The organism is Mycobacterium sp. 236(2023) (assembly GCF_029623955.1).
Lineage (GTDB): Bacteria > Actinomycetota > Actinomycetes > Mycobacteriales > Mycobacteriaceae > Mycobacterium.
The window spans coordinates 65,723-88,597 of the sequence record NZ_JARSBP010000006.1; the positions used below are offsets into that span (position 1 = coordinate 65,723).

Consider the following 22,875-nt stretch of genomic DNA (forward strand, 5'->3'; position numbering starts at 1 on the left):
CCTAGGCGGTCAGCGCGTTCCGCACATCGGTGCCGGTCGCCAGCACCATGAGGACCAGCGTCCGCAGCGCGTCATCGGTCAGACCGGCCGCCGGAAAGTTGTAGCGCAACAGGACGTCACCGGTCTTCTTCGAATTGCCCTTCACGGCACCGCTCTTCTCCACCAGAGACACCGTGCCCAGCAGAGTGTCGTGGGCATGTTTGGCCACTCTGGCGCGAATCTTGCTGTCCAACGGCAGATCCCAGGCCAGCACCTGCGTCAGCGACACCAGATCGAGATCCTCGGCGATGGTCACCACCCGCAGCGACGCGAACGTCGCGTCGTGCTGCACCGTCAACGCACCGTCGTCCTCCCGTGTCACGGGCAGGATCTCGGCGAGGACGACCGCCAGTCGCTCCGAAAGTTCCATCGGTGTCCTACGCGCGACCGAAGCGCCGGTTGCGGTGGACGTATTCCTCGCAGGCGGCCCACAGGTCGCGACGGTCGTAGTCCGGCCAGAGCTTGTCCTGGAAGACATATTCGGCGTAGGCGGCCTGCCACAACAGGAAGTTGCTCGCCCGCTGCTCCCCCGACGTCCGGATGAACAGGTCGACGTCGGGGATGTCGGCGCGATGCAGATGCTTGGCGAACTGCGCTTCGCTGATCCGCCCGGGCTTGACCTTGCCGTCGACCGCCTGCTGTGCGAGTTCGCGTGTGGCCTCGATGATTTCGGTACGACCGCCGTAGTTCACGCAGTAGTTGATGGTGATGACGTCGTTGTCGACGGTCATCTGCTCGGCGATGTCGAATTCCTTGATGACGCTGCTCCACATGCGCGGGCGCGAACCGACCCAGCGCATCCGCACACCCATGTCATTGAGATTCTCCCGCCTGCGGCGCACCACCTCGCGGTTGAAGCCCATCAGGAACCGCACCTCCTCGGTGCTGCGCTTCCAGTTCTCCGTCGAAAACGCATACACCGTGAGGTGTTTGATGCCGATCTCGATGGCGCCGCAGGTGATGTCGATCAGGACCGCCTCGCCCATCTTGTGGCCCTCCGTGCGGCCGAGCCCGCGCTGCGTGGCCCACCGGCCGTTACCGTCCATCACCACCGCGACGTGGTTGGGCACCTGGTCGGCCGGGATCTGCGGCGCAGCTTCTTTGGACGTGTGCTGCGGCGGGCGGGCGAACTTCCCGTTCGTACCTGCCGGGATCTCGGGAAAGACGACCGGCCAGGTCGACGTGTCCGGGAAGACGGGATAGTCGTCAGGCGCCGGGGGCAGCTGTGGGTAGCTGCTCTTCCGTTTGGTTGCCATGCGCCATATCCTGCCTGATGGTCTGACCCGGCATATGCGCCACCCGCTCCACCAGCGGCAGCGTGCGCAGCTGACGTTCGAGGTGCCACTGCAGATGGGCGGCGACCAACCCGCTCGCCTGACTGCGGTGCGACGCAGTCGAGAGCTGCGCGTGATCCCAGTCGCCCTCGTAGAGGGCAGCCATCAGGTCCAGCACCCCCTGCGGCGGCGTCGCCGATCCGGACGGACGGCAATGCACACACACGCTTCCGCCCGCGGCGACGTGAAACGCCCGGTGCGGTCCCGGCGCGGCACACCGCGCGCATTCGGTCAGAGCAGGCGCCCATCCCGCGACACCCATCGCGCGCAACAGGTAGGCGTCGAGGAGGAGTTCGCGGGGACGGGTGCCGTCGGCGACGGCACGCAGCGCGGCAACGGTCAGCTTGTGCAGCGCGGGCGCCGGCGCACGCTCCTCTCCCGCGAGGCGCTCGGCGGTCTCCAGCATTGCGCAGGCACTGGTGTAGCGGCCGTAGTCGCTGACGATGTCGGAGGCGAACGCGTCGATGGCCTGGACCTGGGTGACGATGTCGAGGTTGCGGCCGGGGTGAAGCTGAACGTCGATGTGCGCGAACGGTTCCAGCCGCGCGCCGAACTTGCTGCGGGTGCGCCGCACCCCTTTGGCCACCGCCCGCACCAGGCCGTGATCGCGAGTCAGAAGACTCACGATCCGGTCGGCTTCACCGAGCTTGTGCTGGCGAAGCACCACAGCTCGATCCCGGTACAGACGCATCGGGCCAGTCTCCCACTCCCGGGGGACGTTTTCCGGTCCGCAGCGCCGATATTGTTGTAAGTGATGGTCGACTCCTCCCCTCCCCGCCGTTCCCCCGCCCGATTGCCCACAGCGCTGATACCCACAGTGGGCAACCAGTTGTTTCAGCTCGCCAGTGGCAACGCCACATCCGTTGACCTGGTGCGGCGGTCACTGACCGCGATCGAGGCCAGCCAGCCCACCCTCAACGCGTTCCGGGTCGTGTTCACCGAAAAGGCGCTCGCCGACGCGGCCGAGGCCGATCGCCGACGCGCCGCGGGCGCCGACGTGTCCAAACAGCCGCTGCTCGGCATCCCGATCGCCGTCAAGGACGATGTCGACGTCGCCGGCGTACCGACCCGCTTCGGAGCCGACGGGGAGTTTCCCGACGCCACCGCCGACGCCGAGGTGGTGCGCAGGCTGCGTGCCGCGGGCGCGGTGATCGTCGGCAAGACCAACACGTGCGAACTCGGCCAGTGGCCGTTCACGAGCGGGCCCGCGTTCGGCCACACCCGTAACCCGTGGTCGCGTGACCACACCCCGGGTGGTTCCTCGGGTGGCAGCGCCGCAGCGGTGGCCGCCGGGCTCGTCGCCGCCGCGATCGGTTCCGACGGTGCAGGCAGCGTGCGCATCCCCGCGGCGTGGACGCATCTGGTCGGCATCAAACCGCAGCGTGGACGCATCTCGACGTGGCCGTTGCCGGAGGCGTTCAACGGCATCACCGTCAACGGTGTCCTCGCGCGCACCGTGTCCGACGCGGCGCTGGTGCTCGACGCGGCGTCCGGGAACGCAGCCGGTGACCTGCACACCCCGCCGCCGGTGCAAGTGTCCGACTATGTGTCGCGGGCGCCCGGGCCACTGCGGGTCGCGATGTCGACGAAGTTCCCGTTCACCGGCTTCCGCGCCCGCCTGCACCCCGAGATCCGCTCGGCGCTGGAGGACGTCGCCGACCAGCTGGTCCAACTCGGCCACACCATCGTCGCCGCCGACCCGGACTACAACCTGCGGATGTCGTGGAACTTCCTGTCCCGCTCCACATCCGGGATTCCCGAGTGGATGGACCGCCTCGGCCGCGGCGCCACGTGGGACAAACGCACTCAGTCCAACGCCCGGATGGGGTGGCTGCTGTCGCAGAACACGCTGCGTAAAGCCCGCGCCCACGAAGCCGCCACGCAGCAGCGCATGGGATGGATCTTCAACCTCGCCGATGTCGTCCTGGCCCCGACGACAGCTCTGCCACCGCCCAGGGTGGAGGCGTTCGACCAGCTCAGCGGAATGGCGACCGACCGGATGATGATTCAGGCGTGCCCGGTGACGTGGCCGTGGAATCTACTGGGCTGGCCGTCGATCAATGTGCCCGCGGGTTTCACCTCCGACGGCCTTCCGATCGGGGTTCAGCTCATGGGGCCCGAGAACAGCGAACCGCTGCTCGTGTCGCTGGCTGCCGCGCTCGAGGCGATCAACGGCTGGGCGACGCATCAACCGGAGAACTGGTGGGCTCCTGCTCCGCCGCCGGTGCCCGCCCCGAATCTGACAGCTCCGGACTCGGTGAGCGGCCAGGTCGCGTAATCTCCCGGCTGTGACCGTGAACAGGATTGTGCGCACGCTGCCGGCGGTGGCGCTGGTGGGCGCCGCGGTCGCGGGCATGCCGGCGGCTCAGGCCGACAACCGGCGCCTCAACGAGAGTGTCGCGGTGAACGTCTACACGATCCAGCACAAGGCCGGCTGCGAGACCGATCTCAAGATCAACCCGCAACTGCAGTTGGCCGCCGAATGGCATGCCAGAGATGTGCTGAACAACCGTGCCCTCAACGGTGACATCGGTTCCGACGGATCCACCGCCCAGGTCCGCGCGAACAACGCCGGCTTCGTCGGCACGGTCGCCGAGACCGTGGCGATCAACCCGGCCCTGGCCATCAGCGGCATCGAGATTCTCAACCAGTGGTACTACCGGCCGGACTACATGGCGATCATGTCGAACTGTGCCAACACGCAGATCGGGGTCTGGTCGGAGAACGCCTTCGACCGCTCCGTTGTGGTCGCGGTCTACGGCCAGCCGGGGTAGCGTCCCGGCGCGATTTCGGCGCACTTCGCCAACGTCACGTTGTCCAACTACGCCCGAATCGCAGGCTAAAGGCCCAGCCGCCCACAGTGTTTCGGGTCGCGGGCGTTCATTCGCCGCTGTCCGACGGCTCGTCGGCAGGCTCTGACGCTTCCGTCGCTGCCGACGACCCCTCAGGCGTCGTCAGGTCGGCATCAGAAGTCTCGGCGACTTGAGCATCCGACTCTTCTTCTCCCGCAGAGCTTTTCGTCTCGTCAACCTCTGCATCGCTTGCCGGTTCGGCGCCCGGCGAGGCCTGCGCGTCCTGCTCCTCTATTTCCTCGACTGTCGCAGCTTCGTCGGTATCCGGCTCATTGGCCATCGTCGTCTCATCGGCCAAGTACGGTTCAACAGCCAGGGACGTCTCGAAGGTCGAAGTCGTCTTGCCGAGCGGCGGCAGGCCGATGAGCGCCAGCGCGTTGTCGACACCCTCTTCGACGGCGTCGCCGAGGTCGGCCAGCACCGTCACCATGTCGTGCTTCGGAAACAGCCGCGCAGGGGTGGGCTCCCAGATCGGGATGCTGCGGTCATAGCCCAGCTCCACGAGAACCCTGAAGAACGGTTCGACGACGTCGATGAACGGTTCCGGCACGCCCAGCATCCGCAGCGGCGCGAACAAGGGCAGGTCCGGCGACTCGAAGAAGTAATAGCTCGAATCCCCATGTGTACCTTGGTATGCCAGCGATTCCGTGGGGTCCTCCGGCAGGCTCACATCGAACGGTCGTGTGTGCAGAAACACGATTCCGAGGAGGGCGTTCACGTCGGCGATGACGCTGAGCGGATAGAGCGGGAAGTCGGAGAAGCCGTCGTACTGCCTGGAGATCACGACCGTGTCGAACTGCGTGTCGGTCGGTTCGGGTCCGGTGAACGTCCAATCCAGAATCGGGATGTAGAGACCAGGAAGCCGGGCTTGCAGGCCGCCGTTGGGTACGTTGACATCCCCCTGAAGCACGAAGTCGACGTTGGGTGCTTCCGTCCCGTCCGGGTACTGCGCGGCCAGCCTCTTCTTCACGGTCAGCGCCACGCCCGCACCTTGCGACAAGCCGTAGATCACCAGATCATCGCCGGGGTGCGCAAGCATTGCGTCCTCCAGCTCAGCTGCCCCGGCCTCGACGGACTGGTTACCTGTGCGGTCGAAGAACCCGGTGAGCTTCCACCAGGGCTCATCGGGCCAAGCGGGCCCGCCGGGACCGAAGATGTTGGGGTCGCCGGCCACCAAACCGAGCAGGCGCAAGATTCCGGTGAGCGGCCACAACTCCTCGGGCGTCTTCACCGCGACGGGTGTGATGTCACGGCCCGGCTGGGTCGGTGTGATGAAGTTGTCCATGATCGCTTGAACACCGGCATCGTCCCAGGTTGGGCACGTCGTTCCGCAGACAAGCAGAGCCGTCGTGTCCGCAGACAGTGTCACGGCAGGCGGGCTCGGTGAAACCGCCATCGGTACAACGGCGGCCACTGCGGCGAGCAGGGATACCCCAGCCGACGCCCGTATCGCCGTGCGCCGAACTCTCGGCCCGCTTTGTCCGCGACCGACATACCGACAAGCCCCCATGACGTCCTCCTCGCACGATGCTCCGTGTACGGATTCTCGAGCGCGCGGGGCGAGGCGGATAGGGTAGGCGGCTACTTCATTTCTAAAAGCCCAGCCGGCCGAGCTGTTTCGGGTCGCGCTGCCAATTTTTGGCGATCTTGACGCGCAGATCCAGGTAGACCTTGGTGCCGAGCAGCTTCTCGATCTGCGTACGTGCGGCTGTGCCGACCTCACGCAGCCGCGCACCGCCCTTGCCGATCACGATGCCCTTCTGCGAGTCGCGTTCGACGTAGAGGATCGCGCGCACATCAATCAGGTCGTCCCGGTCCGGTCGCTCTTCGACCTCCTCGATGACGACGGCCAGCGAATGTGGCAGCTCGTCGCGCACGCCTTCGAGCGCCGCCTCCCGAATCAGTTCGGCCATCAGGACTTCTTCAGGCTCGTCGGTGAGCTCCCCGTCGGGGTAAAACGCAGGCCCGGGCGGCAGTTTCGACACGAGCACGTCGACGAGGACGTCGAGTTGGGTGTTCGACGTCGCCGACACCGGAACGATGTCGGCGTCGGGGCCGACCAGTTCGCTGACGGCGAGCAGCTGTTCACCGACGCGATCCTTGGACACCTTGTCGATCTTGGTGACGATGGCGATGAGCGTGGTTCGCGGCGCAACCGCGCGGATCTGCTCGTAGATCCAGCGGTCCCCCGGTCCGATCTTCTCGTCGGCAGGGATGCACATACCGATGACGTCGACCTCGGAGTAGGTGTCCTTGACCAGTTCGTTGAGCCGCTGCCCCAGGAGCGTGCGGGGCCGGTGCAGACCAGGGGTGTCCACGAGGACGATCTGGAAGTCGTCGCGATGCACGATGCCGCGGATGGTGTGCCTGGTGGTCTGTGGCCGGTTCGACGTGATGGCCACCTTGGTGCCCACCAGAGCGTTGGTCAGCGTGGACTTGCCGGTGTTCGGCCGGCCGACGAAACACACGAAACCCGAACGGAATTCGACCCCGTCCGTCATACGGGGTTTCCCGCACGGTCGGTGACGATGACCACGGCGTCCGCGGACAGTTCCCGCACCGCCGCGACACCGGCGTCGTCCGCGGAACCTCCGACGAGCACGGCGGCCTCGAGGCCCACCGCGCCGCTGGAGACCGCTGCCGCGACGGCGGCCTGCAATGCGGTCAGCTCCAGCGCGTCCAGGGCGACGGGAGCTCCCGCGTAGGTACGGCCGTCCAGGTCGCGCACCGCGGCGCCGCTGCCGGCTTCGGCCCGGCCCATTGCGCCACGGGCGAGCACGACCAGCTTGGCGTCCTCATCGCTCAAAACCTGTGACTCAGTCATCGGTGTCCTTCTCGTCCTCGTCGGTATGTTCAGGTTCGACGGGGCTGACCAGCACCGTGCCGATTCTGACGCGGCCCCGCGGGTCGGGGCCACCCTCGGCGCGCAGCCGCAGACCGTCCCACTGCACCTCCGCGCCGGGCAGCGGAACGCGGCCCAGCTCCAGGGCGACCAGACCACCGACCGTGTCGACGTCGAGGTTCTCGTCGAACTGCAGGTCGTAGAGCTCGCTGAGATCCTCGATCGCCAGTCGCGCCGACACGCGGTAGGTCTGTTCCCCCAGGTCCTCGATGGGCGCCACCTCATCGGTGTCGTATTCGTCGGCGATCTCCCCGACGATCTCCTCCAGCACGTCCTCGATCGTCACCAGACCCGCGATGGCACCGTATTCGTCGACCAGCAGCACCATGTGCACGCGGTCGCGTTGCATGTCACGCAGCAGCGCATCGAGCGGCTTGGAGTCGGGGACGAACGCGGCCTTGCGCATGACCTCCGACACCTTGGTGCCGCGGCCGCCGTTGTTCGAGTAGTACGTCTTCTGCACAAGGTCTTTGAGGTAGACCACGCCGATGACGTCGTCGACGTTCTCTCCGATCACCGGGATGCGGGAATGCCCGCTGCGCACCGCCAGCGAGGTCGCCTGGCCTGCCGTCTTCTCGCTCTCGATCCACACCATCTCGGTGCGCGGCACCATCACCTCGCGCGCGGGCGTATCGCCGAGTTCGAACACCGACTGGATCATCCGACGTTCGTCGTCGGCGACGACTCCGCGCTGCTGAGCCAGGTCGACGACCTCGCGCAGCTCGATCTCGGACGCGAACGGCCCGTTGCGGAATCCTCGGCCCGGGGTCAGAGCGTTACCGAGCAACACGAGCAACCGGCTCAGCGGCGTGAGGACCACTGAGATCGCTTGCAGCGGAAGCGCCGTCACCAACGCGATCGGGTAGGCGTTCTGCCTTCCGACCGTTCTCGGTCCGACCCCGATCACCACGAAGCTGACCACCGTCATGATCGCCGCGGCGGCCATGAGGCCCAGGCTGACGCCGGTGTAGTCGTCGAGGTAGGCGGCCATCAACACGGTGGCGCTGACCTCGCATGCGATGCGCAACAGCACGATGAGGTTGATGTAGCGGGGCCGGTCGACCATGACGCGGGCCAGCCGTACCGCTCCCGGCCTCTCTTCGCGAACCAGTTCCTCGACACGGGCGATCGACACGGTGCTCAGCGCGGCGTCGATGGCCGCGAACAGCCCACCGAAGGCCACCAGCACGATCGCGCCGATGAGCTGCCCGATATTGCTCACTGAGTGTCGCCGTGGTTCAGATCGAAATACCGGGATTTGTCGAGCAGGCGACGGTCCTTCTCGGTCTGGCGGTCGAGGTGATACGCCTCGACCTGTTCTGCCACCCACTCCTCGAGCAGCTCGCGTTGCAGCGCGAACATCTCTTTCTCCTCGTCGGGCTCGGCATGGTCGTAGCCGAGCAGGTGCAGCACTCCGTGCACGGTGAGCAGAGCCAGCTCCTGGCCGAGCGTGTGGCCCGCGTCGGATGCTTGTTTGGCAGCGAATTCGGGGCACAGCACGATGTCGCCGAGCATCGACGGGCCGGGTTCGGGGGCATCAGGACGTCCCCCGGGCTCCAGCTCGTCCATCGGGAAGCTCATCACGTCAGTGGGCCCGGGCAGATCCATCCAGCGCACGTGCAGGTCGGCCATCGCCGCCTCGTCGAGGAGCACCATCGACAGTTCGGCGGCAGGGTTGACGTCCATCTTGCGTATGACGAACCGGGCGACGCTGACGAGTTCGGCTTCGGAAACGTCGATGCCCGATTCGTTGGACACCTCAATAGTCATTGCTTCTCAGTCCTGTTACCGCCGTGGACGTCCCGGGCCCGACGCACGCCGCTGGGCCCGATTCATCATCGTCGGCTCCTCGAAACGTGCGTAGGCGTCCACGATCTCGGACACGAGCCGATGCCGGACGACGTCGGCGCTGGTGAGTTCGGCGAAGTGGATGTCGTCGACGTTGCCGAGGACGCGCATCGCCGTGTTGAGCCCGGACGGCGCCCCTCCTGGCAGGTCGACCTGCGTAACATCGCCTGTGACAACCATTTTGGAGTTGAAGCCGAGCCGGGTGAGGAACATCTTCATCTGCTCGCCCGTGGTGTTCTGCGCCTCGTCGAGAATGATGAACGCATCGTTGAGCGAGCGGCCGCGCATGTACGCCAGCGGCGCCACCTCGATCACGCCCGCGCTCATCAGTTTCGGGATGAGCTCGGGATCCATCATGTCGTGCAGCGCGTCGTACAGCGGCCGCAGGTACGGGTCGATCTTCTCGCTCAGCGTCCCTGGCAGGAAGCCAAGGCGCTCACCGGCTTCCACCGCCGGGCGGGTCAGGATGATCCGGCTCACCGACTTCGTCTGCAGTGCGTTGACGGCCTTGGCCATCGCCAGGTAGGTCTTGCCGGTGCCGGCCGGACCGATGCCGAACACGATGGTGTGCGCGTCGATCGCGTCGACGTAGCGCTTCTGGTTGAGCGTCTTGGGCCGGATCGTCTTGCCGCGCCGCGACAGGATGTCGAGCGTCAGCACCTCTGCCGGCGACTCTTCGACGGTTCCGGTCAGCATCGCCACGCTGTGGCGCACCGCGTCCGCTGTGAGGGTCTGCCCGCTGGCGACCACCTCGATCAATTCGGAGATCGCCCGCTCGGCCAGCGCCACGTCGGCGGGCTCGCCGGAGATGGTGATCGCGTTGCCGCGGGCGTGAATGTCGGCGGACAGCAGCCGTTCCAGGGCGCGCAGATTCTCATCGGAGGATCCCAGGAGGCCCATGACGTATTCGGGCGGAACCGTAATGCTGCTGCGGACCTGAGAACCAGATGCTTCCTGGCCTGCATTTTCGCGGGGCGCCACGTGTGGTTTTCTGCCTGCTTTCTGGGTTCCGTCCGAGGGTGCTTTTACGAAAGCCCAGTTTAGCCCTGCCGACCCACGCCGCCCAACTAGTTAGGGCCCGTCTCCACCGGGACCGGTGCCGGCTGCCGCAGCGGACGTGACCGCACGACCAGCGGCCACCAGAACCAGCGGCCGAGCAGGGTTGCGATCGCCGGCATCATGAACGCGCGCACGACGAACGTGTCGAACAGCAGCCCCAACCCGATCGTCGTCCCCACCTGTGCCATGATCCGCAGGTCGCTGACCACCATCGATGCCATGGTCAGCGCGAACACGACGCCCGCCGCCGTGACGACGCTGCCGGTGCCGCCGATGGCACGGATCATGCCCGTCTTGATGCCGGCCGGGATCTCTTCTTTGAAGCGTGAAACGAGTAGCAGGTTGTAATCGGACCCGACGGCGATCAGCGCGATGATCGACAACGCCAGCACCATCCAGTGCAGTTCGATGCCGATGATGTGCTGCCAGATCAGGATAGAGATGCCGAACGAGGCGCCGAGCGACAGCGTCACGGTGCCGACGATGACGAGCGCGGCGACCAGGCTGCGCGTCAGCACGAGCATGATCATCAGCACCAGGCACATCGCGGAGATGACCGCGATCAGCAGGTCGTAGCGCGATCCGTCGGACATGTCCTTGAACGTGGCCGCGGTGCCGCCCAATTGGATGGTCGCGTTCTCCAGCGGCGTGCCTTTGAGCGCCTCGATCGCCGCGATCTTGATGGGTTCGACCCGCTGCAGTGCGTCGTCGGTGGTGGGGTTACCGCGGTGCGCGACGAGCATGCGCACCGTCTTGCCGTCGGGTGAGAAGAAGCTCTTCATCGCCTGCTTGAAGTCCTCGTTCTCGAAGACCTCGGGCGGCAGGTAGAACGAGTCGTCGTTCTTGGCCTCGTCGAAGGCCTTGCCCATGTCGGTGGAGTTGCGGGTCAGCTCGTCCATCTGGTCGTAGAAGCCGCCCATGGTGGCATACGTCGTCAGCATCATCTGACGCATGTTCTCCATGGTCTCGATCATCGGCGGGAACGTCGCGAGCATCTGCGGCAGCAGCTTCTTCATCTCGTCCATGTTCTGGACTGCGGTGTCGAAGGTGTCGGTCATGACGCTGATGCCGTCCATCGAGTCGAACAGCGACCGGAACGACCAGCACAGCGGGATGTTGTAGCAGTGCGGTTCCCAGTAGAAGTAGTTGCGGATCGGCCGGAACTGGTCGTCGAAGGTGGCGACCATGTCGCGGATCTGGTGGACGGTGTCCCGCATGTCCGTCATGTCGTCGATCATGTCCGTGGTGATGGTCGAGAACTTCGTCATCAACGCGTACATCGTCTTCATCGTGGCGATGGTCTTGGCGATGTCGTCGGCCTGGCCCCGCATGTCGGCGATGCGGTCCTTCATCAGCTTCATGTTCTGCTGCTGACCGACGCCCTGCATGCTGATCAGGAACGGGATCGACGTGTTCGCGATGGGCGCGCCGTCCGGGCGGCTCGGGGCCTGCACGCGGGCCACGCCCTCGACGCCGAACACCCGTTTGGCGAGCCGGTCGAGGATGAGGAAGTCGGACGGGTTGCGCAGGTCGCGGTCGGCCTCGACGAGAAGCACTTCGGGGCTCATCCGCGACAGCGAGAAGTGCTCGGTGGCCGCTTTGAGGCCCGCGTTCGCCGGGATGGACTCCGGGATGTAGCGGGTGTCGTCGTAGCTCGTCTTGTACCCAGGCAGCGCGGCGAGGCCGATCAGGGCGAGCGCCAGCGACGCCACGAGGATCGGCCCCGGCCAGCGGACGACCATTGTCCCGATGCGCCGCCAGGCGCGGATCCGCATGGCGCGCTTGGGTTCCAGAAGATTGAAGCGGCTGCCGACGGCCACGATCGCCGGGCCCAGCGTGAGGGCGACGGCGACACCGGCGAGGATGCCCACCGCGCACGGCACACCCATGCTCTGGAAGTAGGGCATGCGGGTGAACGACAGGCAGTACATCGCGCCGGCGATGGTCAGGCCGGAGCCCAGCACGACGTGTGCCGTGCCGTGGAACATCTCGTAGTAGGCCTGCTCGTGGGTGGCGCCCGACGAGCGCGCCTCCTGATAGCGGCCGACGAGGAAGATCGCGTAGTCGGTGCCTGCCGCGACGGCCAGTGAGATCAGCAGGTTCACCGCGAACGTCGACAACCCGATGATCTGGAAGTGGCCGAGCGCGGCCACGACACCGCGGGCGATCGACATTTGAACGCCGACCATGATCAGCAGCAGGATCACGGTGGTGATCGAGCGGTAGAAGAACAGCAGCAGCACGATGATGACGGCGAACGTCACCATCAGGATCAGCGCCATGCTGCTCTCACCGGCGATGTTCACGTCGGCGGTCAGCGCGGCGGGGCCCGTCACGTGCACCAGCACACCGTCGGGCGGCGACAGACTGTCGACGATCCCGCGGACGGCGGCGACGGAGTCGTTGCTCTCCGTCTCGCCCATGTTGCCCGCGAGATAGAGCGTCACGTAGGCGGCCCGGCCGTCGCTGCTCTGCGCCGCGGCCTGGGTCAGCGGGTCGCCCCAGGTGTCCTGGATGTTGCGGATGTGGTCGGGGTCGGCCTCGAGCTTGGCGATGAGCTGGTCGTAGTAGGCGTGCGCGTCGTCGCCGAGCGGCTGGTCGCTTTCCAGCACGATCAGCGCGATCGAGTCGGATTCCGATTCCCCGAACAGCCGGCCCATGTCGGCCATGGCCTGCATCGACGGGGCGTTGCTCGGGCTCATCGACACCGCGTTCTGGGCGGCGACGACCTCGAGTTGAGGCACCAGCAGGTTCAGCGCGGCCACCAGCAGCAGCCAACCCAGGATGATCGGGACCGAGAGCCGACGGATCAGCCGCGCGAGGAAGGTGGGTTCCCGCAGCGATTCGCGGGTGGTGGCAGTGAGTTTCATGCGGACTTCGTGAAGCAGTAGACGTAGGCCGTGTAGTTGTACGCGGTGCGTTCGTCCTTCACGACGTCGTCGGCCGAGATCCGGCAGCCGATGAAGTCGCCGTCACCTTGTGCCACAACGTTTCCCACCATGGCCGGCGAGTTGGTCTCGACGACGACCGACCACGGCAATGCCGCGCCGACGATCTGGTTCGGGTCGCCTTCGGCGTCGATGTAGTTGATGTCGGCGGTGGCTCCGGGATTTCCGAAGACTTCGTAGCGCACTCGCTTCGGATCGGATTTGTTGGAGTCCGAGGACATGCTGCCTGCGTAGGTCGGTAGCTGGTGGGAGCCGAAGATGTTGCGGATGCGCCACACGGCGAAGCCTCCGACGACCAGGACGAGCACCAGGACCAGAGGTATCCATGCACGGGTCACGCGGGTGAGAATTGGGAGTCCTTCTCGATGGGCAGCGCCGGAGGCAACTGGTCTTGCGTCTTCCGGAGGGAAGGCTAACCTATCTAAGTTTCGACCGGGGTGCTACCCCCGGGGGGTGTCGGCTACTGCCAGCGGGGAGTGAGAACGCCGAGCGCTCCGAGCGCTACCGCCGCCGCCGTCGACGTGCGCAGCACCGACGGCCCGAGCCGCACCGCCACCGCGCCGGCGTCGGTGAGAGCGGCCAGTTCATCGTCGGAGATGCCGCCCTCGGGTCCGATGATCAGCGTCAGCGACTCCGGTGTCCCCGCGACCGCGTCGGCCAGCGGCCGGGTCGCCGATTCGTGCAGCACGAGGACAGACCCGGGTGACGCGGAGCGCGTCGACTCGGACAGCTCCCGCGTGGTCACGACGCCCTCGACGGCCGGGATGTAGGCCCTGCGGGACTGGCGCGCGGCCGCCCGCGCCACGGCGGCCCAGCGGCGCAGTCCTTTGTCGACCTTGGCGCCGTCCCAGCGGGCCACGCAGCGCGAGGCCTGCCACGCGACGAACGCGTCGGCGCCCGCCTCGGTGGCGAGTTCGACGGCGAGCTCCGAACGATCCGATTTGGGTAGCGCCTGGACGACGGTGACGGCCGGTGTGGGCGGCTCGACGAACCGACGGTCCAGCACGCGGGCGGTCAGCCGGCCCTTCGCCACGTCCTCGACGATGCAGTGTGCGACGGTGCCGGCGCCGTCGGCCAGGTCGAGTTCCTCGCCCGCCCTGGTGCGGCACACCGTCGCCGCATGGTGTCCCTCGTCGCCGTCGACGACGGCGGTCTCACCGATCGCGGGAACCGCGTCGACGAAGAAGAGACTGCGCACGGACTTCCGTTCGAATCTAACGCCCGGTGAACGTCTCGCGCAGCCGGGAGAACAGGCCGCCGCCTTGCGATCCGGCGCTCGTGGCCTGCGCGCTGCGCACCTCGGCGGAGTCGCGGCTGCGTTCCTTCAGGGTGCTCAGCAGTTCGATGTCCTCGTGGTCGAGCCGCGACGGCACGACCACGTCGATGTGGGCGTGCAGATCGCCGCGGACGCCGGAGCGCAGATGCGGCATACCGTGGCCGCGCAGCGTGGTGACCGAGCCCGGCTGGGTGCCCGCGCCGATCGTGATGTCGATGGGTCCGTCGAGGATCGCGTCCACCGACACGGTGGTGCCCAACGCGGCGTCATACATCGGCACCGAGATCGTGCAGTGCAGGTCGTCACCTTCGCGGACGAACACCGGATGCGGCTTCTCGTGCACCTCGACGTACAGATCCCCCGCCGGGCCACCACCTGGACCGACCTCGCCCTGCGCGGCCAGCCGCACCCGCATGCCGTCGCCTACGCCTGCCGGGATCTTGACGCTGATCTCCCGGCGGGCACGCACCCGGCCGTCCCCGGCACACCGGTTGCACGGGTTCGGGATGACCTCGCCGACGCCGCCGCAGACCGGACACGGTCGCGACGTCATCACCTGACCCAGCAGCGACCGCTGCACGGTCTGCACCTCACCGCGGCCACCGCACGTATCGCACGCGGTCGGGCTCGAGTTTCCGTGCGTGCCTTTGCCGTGGCACAGGTCGCACAGGACGGCAGTGTCGACGGTGACCTGCTTGGTCACGCCTGTCGCGCACTCGGCGAGATCGAGGCGCATCCGCAGCAGCGAGTCGGAGCCGGGACGCACCCGCCCGATCGGACCGCGCGAGGCGGTGCCACCACCGAAGAACGCCTCGAAGACGTCGCCGAGCCCGCCGAATCCGGAGAACCCGCCTGCACCCGCACCCGCGGACTCCATCGGATCGCCGCCGAGGTCGACGATGCGCCGCTTCTCGGGATCGCTGAGCACCTCGTAGGCGACACTGATCTCCTGGAAGCGGGCTTGGGCGCCCTCGTCGGGGTTGACGTCGGGGTGCAGTTCGCGGGCGAGCTTGCGATACGCGCGCTTGATCTCCGCATCGCTTGCACCGTTGCTCACTCCGAGCAGCCCGTAATAGTCGCGTGCCACGCTCAACCTTTCCCGCCTGACCGATCAGGTCAGCGGTTACCTAAGACTTCGCCAATATAGAGAGCAACCGCGGCGACGTTGGCGATGGTTCCCGGATAGTCCATTCGTGTGGGCCCCAACACTCCCATGCCGCCGAACACCTTGCCCGAGCTGCCGTATGCGGTGCTGATCACCGAGGTGCCGGCCATCTGCTCGGCCTCGGTCTCGTGACCGATGCGCACCGTCACCTTGCCCGCTTCCTGCTGCATCGCCAGCAGCCGGAGCACCACGACCTGCTCCTCGAGCGCCTCCAGCACCGAGCGCAGTGAACCACCGAAGTCGGCGGTGTTGCGTGTCAGGTTCGCCGTGCCGCCGAGCAGCAGGCGCTCCTCGGTGTGCTCCACCAGTGTTTCGACCAGCACCGTTGCTGATCGGCCGACCGCGTCGGCGAGCCCGCCCTGACCGTTGAGGTGCGACGCCAGATCCGAGACCGCGATCGAGGCCGCCGTCAGCGGCTTACCTTCGAGCGCCTGACCCAGCAGGTCGCGCAGCTGCGCCAGTTGCGTCTCGTCGAGAGCGTCACCCAGTTCGACGATGCGCTGATCGACGCGGCCGGAATCGGTGATGACCACCAGAAGCAACCGGGCCGGGGTCAGAGCCACCACTTCGAGGCGGCGCACCGACGAGGTCGACAGCATCGGGTACTGGACGACGGCCACCTGACGGGTCAGCTGTGCGAGCAGCCGCACCGCGCGGCGGAGCACGTCGTCGAGGTCGACGCCGGACTCCAGGAACGACAGGATCGCGCGGCGTTCGGCACCCGACATCGGTTTGACGTCGTCGAGCCGGTCGACGAACTCGCGGTAACCCTTCTCCGTCGGCACCCGGCCGGAGCTGGTGTGCGGCTGCGCGATGTAGCCCTCGGCCTCCAGGACAGCCATGTCGTTGCGCACCGTCGCGCTGGAAACTCCGAGGTTGTGACGCTCGACGAGGGTCTTGGAGCCGATCGGTTCTTTGGTGGCGACGAAGTCGGCGACGATGGCACGTAAAACCTCGAATCGACGCTCGTCCGCGCTGCCCACTGTTCACCACCTGAAATAGACCCGTGTCAGTCGCGTTCATTTTACGGTGAGCGCCGACAGCACGATCGACCGAGCGACACGTGGTGGCAAAGCGGCGTCGGGCCGGGCAGGTTAACCTAACCGTTCCGAGCAAAATAACGGTGGGGCAAAGAGCAGCGAAGGCGCGTTCGATGATCTTCAAAGGGGTTCGCGACGGCAGGCCCTACCCGGACCACGGACTGTCGCACCGGCAGTGGGCGCAGATCCCGCCCCGCCAGATCCGGCTCGACGAACTGGTCATGACGACCACCGTGCTGGCGCTCGACCGGCTGCTCTCCGAGGATTCGACGTTCTACGGCGACCTCTTCCCACATGCGGTGAAGTGGCGGGGCAACGTCTATCTCGAAGACGGCCTGCACCGTGCCGTGCGGGCGGCGCTGCGCAACCGCACGGTGCTGCACGCCCGGGTGTTCGACATGGACCAGCCGGTCTGAGTCCCGCGGCCCGTCAGGCCATCGCCTCGCGCAGGCTGCGCGGACGCATGTCCGTCCACTGCTCTTCGACGTAGGTCAGGCAGGCCGCGCGGGCGCTCTCGCCGAACGCCACGCGCCACCCGGCGGGGACATCGGCGAATACGGGCCAGAGGCTGTACTGCTCCTCGTCGTTGACCAACACGAAGAACGTGGCGTTCTCGTCGTCAAACGGATTCGTGCTCATTGCTTCTCCTCGTCGATCGGTGGTCGGTGGGGCTTTCGGCCCTCGGATATCGGGCGCCCAGTACCCGGTCGGACAGCAGCCCCAGGCAGCTGAGGTTCGGAAAGCCGGGGCCCTGCATGAGGCCAGACAGGCCGGGTAGGAACAGCTTTGGAGTCACGCCGGTGACGGACAGGTCGTGGCCGATCGACTCCTGCAGCGAGTCGCCCGACAGCGGCGCGCGCAGGGCCAACTCGATCAGGTCGCGGGCGTCCTGGCTGAACAGCGGCTCGAACCACATCGAATCCGCGCCGGAGCCGTCGATCACGAGGTCGAAACCGTGGACCGTCTCCAGGGCCTCTCCGCCACGATTCGAGCTGAGCGTCAACCGGATTCGCTGGTCCCGGGCGACGGCGTGGGCAACCCTGCCGCGAAGGTGGCGGATGCGGTCGTCGGCGAGCAGCGCGTCCTGCACACGCGCCGAGAACACCCCACGGTCGGTCCGGCCCAGTGCGTCGCGCCGTTCGGTGACCGTCAAACTCGACCAGTCAGTCGGGTCGGAGAACAACGTGTTCTCGAAGAAGCTCTCGCCGCGGGTGAACAGGGTCACCGACGGGGAGATGACGGTGATCGTCGAAACCCGGTGCCGAAATAGCTCGTTGAGCATCGACGCGGCCGTCTCACCACCCCCGATGACGGCGACCCGTTCGGCGACGATGAGGTCCGGGCGAGCGGCGCGCTCCCAGAACTGCGCAATCGAGAACACCCGCGGATCGTGCGGCAGGATCGAGCGCTGGGCCTGCCCCGGCCCGGTGATCATGACGCCGTCGGCGTGCACCGTCTGCTGCGGTGTGACCAGCGCCCACCGGTGATCGTCGACCGAAATGCGTTGCACCTCACCGTGGATCACGGACATGCCGATGTTGTCGGCGACCCAGCGCAGGTAGCGGCTCCACCCCCAGTGGGTCGGGGCGGGCCTTCCGCGGTCGATCCATTCGGCGAACTGGGCACTCGCGATCAAATACGACTGCCAGCTGTGTCGCGTCATACGGTCGTCGAGCTCGGCGTTGCGGCGCGGGACCAGCGACGAACGGTACGGGAATCCGACGTCCTTCTCCGGACCCGTGCCGAGCCGGTGCTGACCGTCGGTCCAGCCTCCGACTGCCTGCCAGTTGGCGGCGACCGTACTGCGCTCGATCGCCACCACGTCGGGCACGCTGACGCCCATCTTGCGGAGTTCGGCGGCCTTGGCGGCCACCGAGATCGCCTTAGGCCCGGCGCCGATCACGGCGAGCGTGGGTGTCGGGCGTGATGTCGCCGGGTTCGCTGTCATAGCGCCTCTCCGAGAACGGTGACGGCTTGGCGCCACAGATCGGTGATCCGGTCGACCTCGGCGGCGCTCGACAGCAACCGGCTCCACCGCCAGCTGGTGCGCAGGTGCGGGCCGTCGGTGACCACCGAGATGACGTCGAACGTATAGCGCAGCGGCAGATCGGGTTCCGCCGCCGCGGGCATGTGCGCATTGAGCGCGGCGTCGGTGATCAACGACCAGTCCGTGGGCACGGCGTCACCGCTGAGGTCGTGGCGGCCGATGTAGTTGAACTCCACCTGCGGATGAGGCAGATGGGCCAGCCCGCCGTCGGGCCTGACGTAGCGCAGCAGCCCGTAGTCCAGGCCCCGATTCGGTACCGCGCCAACCTCTTCGGTGACAGTCTTCAACAACGTCCGGGCGGCGGCCGGGTTGCCCCCGATCGTGTCGACGTCGACAGCGCCCTCGCCCGCGCCGAGCCGCACCGGGTACACCGAGGTGAACCATCCGACGGTTGCCGACGTGTCGACATGGTCGATGAGCAGATCTTCCCTGCCATGGCCTTCGAGAGCGATCAACGAGCCGTCGGAGGCCTTCTGCCCCCGTTCGATACGCCAGGACGTCAGCGTCAAGGTCAGTGCGGCGAGCAGGAAATCGCGCATCTCGATTCCCGCGCCGTCGAGACCGGCCAGGATCTCACGCGTGGCGGCGGCGTCGGTGACGACATCGGTCAATTCGAGCGAAGCCCAGGTGTCGTGCTGCGAATCCGGAGAGCGACTGCCCAGCAACGGGTCCGGCGCATCCAACTGTCCGGTCCAGAACTCACGCTGCGCGAGCACGGCCTCGGTCCCGCTACGCTCGTGCAGCAGCCTCGTCCACTCCCGGTAGGTGGTGTACTCGGCCGCCTGTTCCGGCGTGCGCCCGGCGACGATCTCGGCGTCGATGCCGGCGAGCGCGCCGAGGATGACGTACCACGACACCACGTCGGTGGCGAGGTGGTGAACGCAGAGGGCGAGCACCGGCGGGCCCTGCCGGAACCACACAGCCTGCACCATCGACCCGGATTCGGGATCGATACGGTCCAGTGCGGCAACGACTTCGGTACCGATAGCGTCCTCGGCAGATTTGTCGGCGGCCACGAGCACATCGCGGGCGCCCACCGCGCCCGGTGGTCGAGTACGCAGACGGTACCCGCCGTCCCCGGTGTCCAGCACCGACCGGAGCATGTCGTGCCGATCCAGCAGCGCCTGCAGGATCTGCAGCAGGCGCTGTTCGGTGATATCGGCAGGCAGCGCGATGAGCACGTTCTGGGTGAAACGGCGGAAGTTCCCGCACTCGTACATCCAGGACATGATCGGCGCGGGCGCTACCTCCCCGAACCGGTCCGCCGTCATCGGAGCCGGCGCATGGCGGTGTCCGCCGGCGTCGATCGCCGAAGCCAGCTCGCGAATGGTGTTGCACTCCAGCATCAGCCGGGCGCGCATCTCGATGCCGCGACGGCGTGCGGCGTGCACCAGCGTCAGCGCCACGATGCTGTCGAGCCCCATCTCCAGGAAGTCCGTCGTCACTCCGACGTCGTCGCCGTCGAGGACTTCGGTGAGCAGCTCGACGAGCGCGGCCTCGGTCGGCGTCTCGGGGGCGACCGACGGCGCCTCCTCGACGGCGTGCGCGGCCAGCGCGGCGTCGTCGATCTTGCCGTGAGCGGTCAGCGGCAGCTCGGGCAGGACCACGATGTGCTGCGGAACCATGTAGTGCGGCAACCGCTTTGCCATCAGAGCGCGTAAGTCGGCGATCTCGGGACGATGCACTCCGCAGGCGACATAGGCCGTCAGCCGGACGTGCCGCTCCCGCCGGCCGACGACGACGTGCGCGTCGGCGACATCGGGATGGCCGCACAGCACCGCCGCGATCTCACCCGGTTCGACGCGGAAACCGCGGATCTTGACCTGGTCGTCGGCGCGGCCGAGGAACTGCAGACCACCGTCGGAGCCCCGGCGAACCACGTCACCGGTGCGGTACATCCGCTCCCCCGCCACGAACGGGTCGGCGACGAAACGCCGCGCGGTTTCCGCGGAACGCCCGAGATAGCCACGGGTGAGCTGTTGCCCGGCAAGATACAACTCGCCCGCCACCCCGTCGGGCACGTGGCGCAGCCACGCGTCGAGGACATAGGCCCGTGTGGTCTGGGTCGGACGCCCGATCGACGGGCGCTCGTATCGGTCGATGGCGGCAACCACGGCCTCTACCGTGGTCTCGGTCGGGCCGTAGCAGTTGAAGGCTGACATCCCGGTGCGGGCACATTCGTCACCGATCAGCCGCCATGTCGACGCGCTGACCGCTTCCCCGCCCAGTGCGAGAACCGCGAGCGGAACGGTGGTGAGCAACCCGACGTCGTACAGCTGCGCGAACATCGACGGGGTGGTGTCGAGCAAGTCTATGCCGAACCGGCCGATCGTGTGGACCAAAGCCTCGGCGTCTCGCTGAGATTCGTCGCCGACGATGTGCACGCAGTGGCCGTCGAGAAGCGCCGCCAGCGGCTGCCAGGCGGCATCGAAGGTGAACGACCAGGCGTGCCCGACCCGCAACGGACGCCCCACCCGGTCGGCTGCGGGCCGCAGAACGTGTGCGGCGTGGTCGTCGGCGTAGGCGAGGACGGCAGCGTGCGTTCCGACGACACCTTTGGGGCGGCCGGTGGTGCCCGATGTGAACACGATGTAGGCGGCCTGGTCCAGCGGCGCAGGCACGGGCCGGAATGCGGCCGCGGGCGCCGCGGGAAGCGAGGCCAGAAAGACGTCGTCGATCGTCAGTTGGACGCCCGCCTGGTCGAGGATGTCGGCGATCCGGTCCTTGGGCATCCCGGGGTCGAGGGGCACGATCACCCCGCCGGCCTTCAGCACCCCGAACATGGCGATGACGTAGTCGGGTCCGCGGGAGAGCTTTACCGCGACCGGTGTCTCCGCGCTCACTCCGGCATCACTCAGCGCCGCGGCCACGCGGTCGGCAGCCTCGTCGAGTTCGCGGTAGGTGAGCGAACCCGCGCTCCAGGTCAGTGCGACCGAACCGAGCCTGCTGCCGGCGATCTCGGTGAACCGGGCGTGGATACCGCCGGCGGATGGTGTTTCGAGAGATGCCGTGACCGTTGTGGTTTCTTCTTCGTCGGGCAGCAGGATTCCCGCATCTCGCAACGGGCGATCCCAGTGGCTGATCAGCCGCTGCGCGGTGTGCAGCACCCGTCTGCCGAGGTCGGCGGGGCGCAGTTGTCCCAGCGCACCGTCGATGACCTCGACGAAGACGGTCAGCTCGTCACCGGCAAGGTGCGCGGCGATCGTGACCGGGAAGTGCGACAGGCTCTCGAGCGCCGACGGGGTGAATGTTGCTCCGTTGGCCTCGAATTCGGTTTGTCCGACCAGCCCACCCGGCGGGAAGTTCTCGTACACCAACAGCGTGTCGAACAGTTCGCCGACGCCGGCGAGAGCGCGTAATTCCGAGTGGCCGAGGTAGCCGTGGTCGCGCAGGACGGCCGCCTCCCGCTGGACCGCGACACACTGCTCACGCACCGTTATGGCGGGGTCCAGTCGCACCCGCAGCGGCACGGTGTTGATGAACAGGCCGACCATCCGCTCGACACCCGCCAGCTCACTGGGCCTCCCGGACACGGTCACCCCGAACGTCACGTCACGGCGGTCGGTGATCACCGAAACGACACTGGCCCAGGCCATCTGAATCAGAGTGTTGACGGTGACGCCTCGTGCTCGGGCGGCCTCGACGAGCGCGCGGGTGGCGTCGGTGTCGAGACGCACCTCGGTCAGCTGTGGCCGGCCCGTCGGCGCGGTCGCCGTCAGTGCCGGCGTGAGCAGCGTCGGGCCGTCGATCCCGGCAAGGTGGCTGCGCCACATCTGGCGACTGGCGTCCTGGTCCACGCCGGCGAGCCAGCCGATGTAATCGCGGTAGGGCCGCGGCGGTTCCGGCAGCGCGGCAGCGTCGCCACCGGCCCGGTAGAGGGTGAGCAGCTCACCCATGAATAACGGCAGCGACCAGCCGTCGATCAGGATGTGGTGCGCGGTGACGACGAAACGCCAGCGCGCGGGCGCCTCGATGAGCAGGAAGCGGATCACGGGGCCGCAGGCGAGGTCGAACGGCCGTGTCCGTTCGGCTGATTCGACAGTGTCGAGTTCGTCATCGTCGGTGACGGTGACGTGCCGCCACGGGAGTTCGACGCGCGTCGGCACCACCTGCACCGCTCGGCTCAGGTTGCCGTGGACGAAGCTGGCGCGCAGATTGGCATGCCGCACAAGCAGTGTCGCCGCGCACTCGCGCAACAACGCGACGTCCAACACCCCGACGGCATCGGCGGCCATCGCGATGACGTACGGGTCGACCGTCGTGTCGTCGTCGGTGAGCGTCGACATCGAGAACAGCCCCTGCTGCAGCGGGCTGAGCGCCATGACGTCTTCGATGGCGGGTTTGTCGGCTTTCGGCGCGGCACGC

The 22,875-nt window shown here is 67.2% G+C and carries 20 protein-coding genes; 3 read left to right on the forward strand and 17 right to left on the reverse strand.

Annotated features, from left to right (window positions below):
* Nucleotide 1 precedes the first annotated feature (1 nt).
* Genes P9A17_RS23350 through recO form a run of 3 tightly spaced genes read right to left on the reverse strand, consistent with a single transcriptional unit; the run spans nucleotide 2 to nucleotide 2,064 of the window.
* Entirely contained in the window at nucleotides 2-409 is a 408-nt protein-coding gene (locus P9A17_RS23350; RefSeq protein WP_278041127.1) for a hypothetical protein, read from the reverse strand.
* A gap of 7 nt (nucleotides 410-416) precedes the next feature.
* A complete protein-coding gene (locus P9A17_RS23355; RefSeq protein WP_278041128.1) occupies nucleotides 417-1,295 on the reverse strand; it encodes a decaprenyl diphosphate synthase in 879 nt (292 codons plus the stop codon).
* On the reverse strand, nucleotides 1,246-2,064 hold the full coding sequence (recO, locus tag P9A17_RS23360) for a DNA repair protein RecO (RefSeq protein WP_278041129.1): 819 nt from the start codon (nucleotides 2,062-2,064) through the stop codon (nucleotides 1,246-1,248). Before recO ends, P9A17_RS23355 begins: the two co-directional genes overlap by 50 nt.
* 63 nt (nucleotides 2,065-2,127) lie before the next feature.
* On the opposite strand from recO, the gene P9A17_RS23365 reads away from it, so the two are divergent.
* Nucleotides 2,128-3,651, forward strand: a complete 1,524-nt coding sequence (locus P9A17_RS23365) for an amidase (RefSeq protein ID WP_278041130.1) — start codon at nucleotides 2,128-2,130, stop codon at nucleotides 3,649-3,651.
* A gap of 76 nt (nucleotides 3,652-3,727) precedes the next feature.
* Nucleotides 3,728-4,147 (forward strand): CAP domain-containing protein, encoded by a 420-nt coding sequence (locus P9A17_RS23370; protein ID WP_278041443.1) that lies wholly within the window; start codon nucleotides 3,728-3,730, stop codon nucleotides 4,145-4,147.
* Nucleotides 4,148-4,253: 106 nt separating this feature from the next.
* Here P9A17_RS23370 and P9A17_RS23375 read toward each other — a convergent pair whose 3' ends face one another.
* From P9A17_RS23375 to hrcA, 11 genes are all read right to left on the reverse strand, one after another.
* Nucleotides 4,254-5,594, reverse strand: a complete 1,341-nt coding sequence (locus tag P9A17_RS23375; protein WP_278041131.1) for a PE-PPE domain-containing protein — start codon at nucleotides 5,592-5,594, stop codon at nucleotides 4,254-4,256.
* 223 nt (nucleotides 5,595-5,817) lie between these two features.
* The gene (gene era, locus P9A17_RS23380) at nucleotides 5,818-6,726 is read right to left on the reverse strand and encodes a GTPase Era (RefSeq protein ID WP_278041132.1); all 909 of its coding nucleotides are present in this window, start codon (nucleotides 6,724-6,726) and stop codon (nucleotides 5,818-5,820) included.
* Nucleotides 6,723-7,049 (reverse strand): cytidine deaminase, encoded by a 327-nt coding sequence (locus P9A17_RS23385; RefSeq protein WP_278041133.1) that lies wholly within the window; start codon nucleotides 7,047-7,049, stop codon nucleotides 6,723-6,725. Before P9A17_RS23385 ends, era begins: the two co-directional genes overlap by 4 nt.
* The gene (locus P9A17_RS23390; RefSeq protein ID WP_278041134.1) at nucleotides 7,042-8,349 is read right to left on the reverse strand and encodes a hemolysin family protein; all 1,308 of its coding nucleotides are present in this window, start codon (nucleotides 8,347-8,349) and stop codon (nucleotides 7,042-7,044) included. The genes P9A17_RS23385 and P9A17_RS23390 overlap by 8 nt, the downstream gene beginning before the upstream one ends.
* Nucleotides 8,346-8,897, reverse strand: a complete 552-nt coding sequence (ybeY, locus tag P9A17_RS23395) for an rRNA maturation RNase YbeY (RefSeq protein WP_278041135.1) — start codon at nucleotides 8,895-8,897, stop codon at nucleotides 8,346-8,348. Before ybeY ends, P9A17_RS23390 begins: the two co-directional genes overlap by 4 nt.
* Before the next feature lie 15 nt (nucleotides 8,898-8,912).
* Nucleotides 8,913-9,956, reverse strand: coding sequence for a PhoH family protein (locus tag P9A17_RS23400; protein ID WP_278041136.1), 1,044 nt, complete (start codon nucleotides 9,954-9,956; stop codon nucleotides 8,913-8,915).
* Nucleotides 9,957-10,042: 86 nt separating this feature from the next.
* Complete coding sequence (locus tag P9A17_RS23405; protein WP_278041137.1) at nucleotides 10,043-12,904, reverse strand: RND family transporter; 2,862 nt, start codon at nucleotides 12,902-12,904, stop codon at nucleotides 10,043-10,045.
* Entirely contained in the window at nucleotides 12,901-13,320 is a 420-nt protein-coding gene (locus P9A17_RS23410; RefSeq protein ID WP_278041138.1) for an MmpS family transport accessory protein, read from the reverse strand. Before P9A17_RS23410 ends, P9A17_RS23405 begins: the two co-directional genes overlap by 4 nt.
* 122 nt (nucleotides 13,321-13,442) lie before the next feature.
* On the reverse strand, nucleotides 13,443-14,180 hold the full coding sequence (locus P9A17_RS23415; protein ID WP_278041139.1) for a 16S rRNA (uracil(1498)-N(3))-methyltransferase: 738 nt from the start codon (nucleotides 14,178-14,180) through the stop codon (nucleotides 13,443-13,445).
* A gap of 16 nt (nucleotides 14,181-14,196) precedes the next feature.
* Nucleotides 14,197-15,345, reverse strand: coding sequence for a molecular chaperone DnaJ (gene dnaJ / locus P9A17_RS23420; protein WP_278041140.1), 1,149 nt, complete (start codon nucleotides 15,343-15,345; stop codon nucleotides 14,197-14,199).
* A 29-nt stretch (nucleotides 15,346-15,374) separates the two neighbouring features.
* Nucleotides 15,375-16,406, reverse strand: a complete 1,032-nt coding sequence (hrcA, locus tag P9A17_RS23425) for a heat-inducible transcriptional repressor HrcA (protein WP_278041141.1) — start codon at nucleotides 16,404-16,406, stop codon at nucleotides 15,375-15,377.
* 170 nt (nucleotides 16,407-16,576) lie between these two features.
* On the opposite strand from hrcA, the gene P9A17_RS23430 reads away from it, so the two are divergent.
* Complete coding sequence (locus P9A17_RS23430) at nucleotides 16,577-16,879, forward strand: type II toxin-antitoxin system VapB family antitoxin (protein WP_278041142.1); 303 nt, start codon at nucleotides 16,577-16,579, stop codon at nucleotides 16,877-16,879.
* Between the two features lie 13 nt (nucleotides 16,880-16,892).
* Here the strand turns inward: P9A17_RS23430 and P9A17_RS23435 are convergent, their stop codons facing one another.
* From P9A17_RS23435 to P9A17_RS23445, 3 genes are read right to left on the reverse strand one after another with little or no spacing between them, the layout of a single operon-like run.
* Nucleotides 16,893-17,102 carry an MbtH family protein gene (locus P9A17_RS23435; RefSeq protein WP_278041143.1) on the reverse strand — a complete coding sequence of 70 codons (210 nt, stop codon included), beginning with the start codon at nucleotides 17,100-17,102 and terminating at the stop codon, nucleotides 16,893-16,895.
* On the reverse strand, nucleotides 17,083-18,411 hold the full coding sequence (gene mbtG / locus P9A17_RS23440; protein WP_278041144.1) for an NADPH-dependent L-lysine N(6)-monooxygenase MbtG: 1,329 nt from the start codon (nucleotides 18,409-18,411) through the stop codon (nucleotides 17,083-17,085). Before mbtG ends, P9A17_RS23435 begins: the two co-directional genes overlap by 20 nt.
* Entirely contained in the window at nucleotides 18,408-22,832 is a 4,425-nt protein-coding gene (locus tag P9A17_RS23445; protein ID WP_278041444.1) for an amino acid adenylation domain-containing protein, read from the reverse strand. The genes mbtG and P9A17_RS23445 overlap by 4 nt, the downstream gene beginning before the upstream one ends.
* Nucleotides 22,833-22,875: the final 43 nt, after the last annotated feature.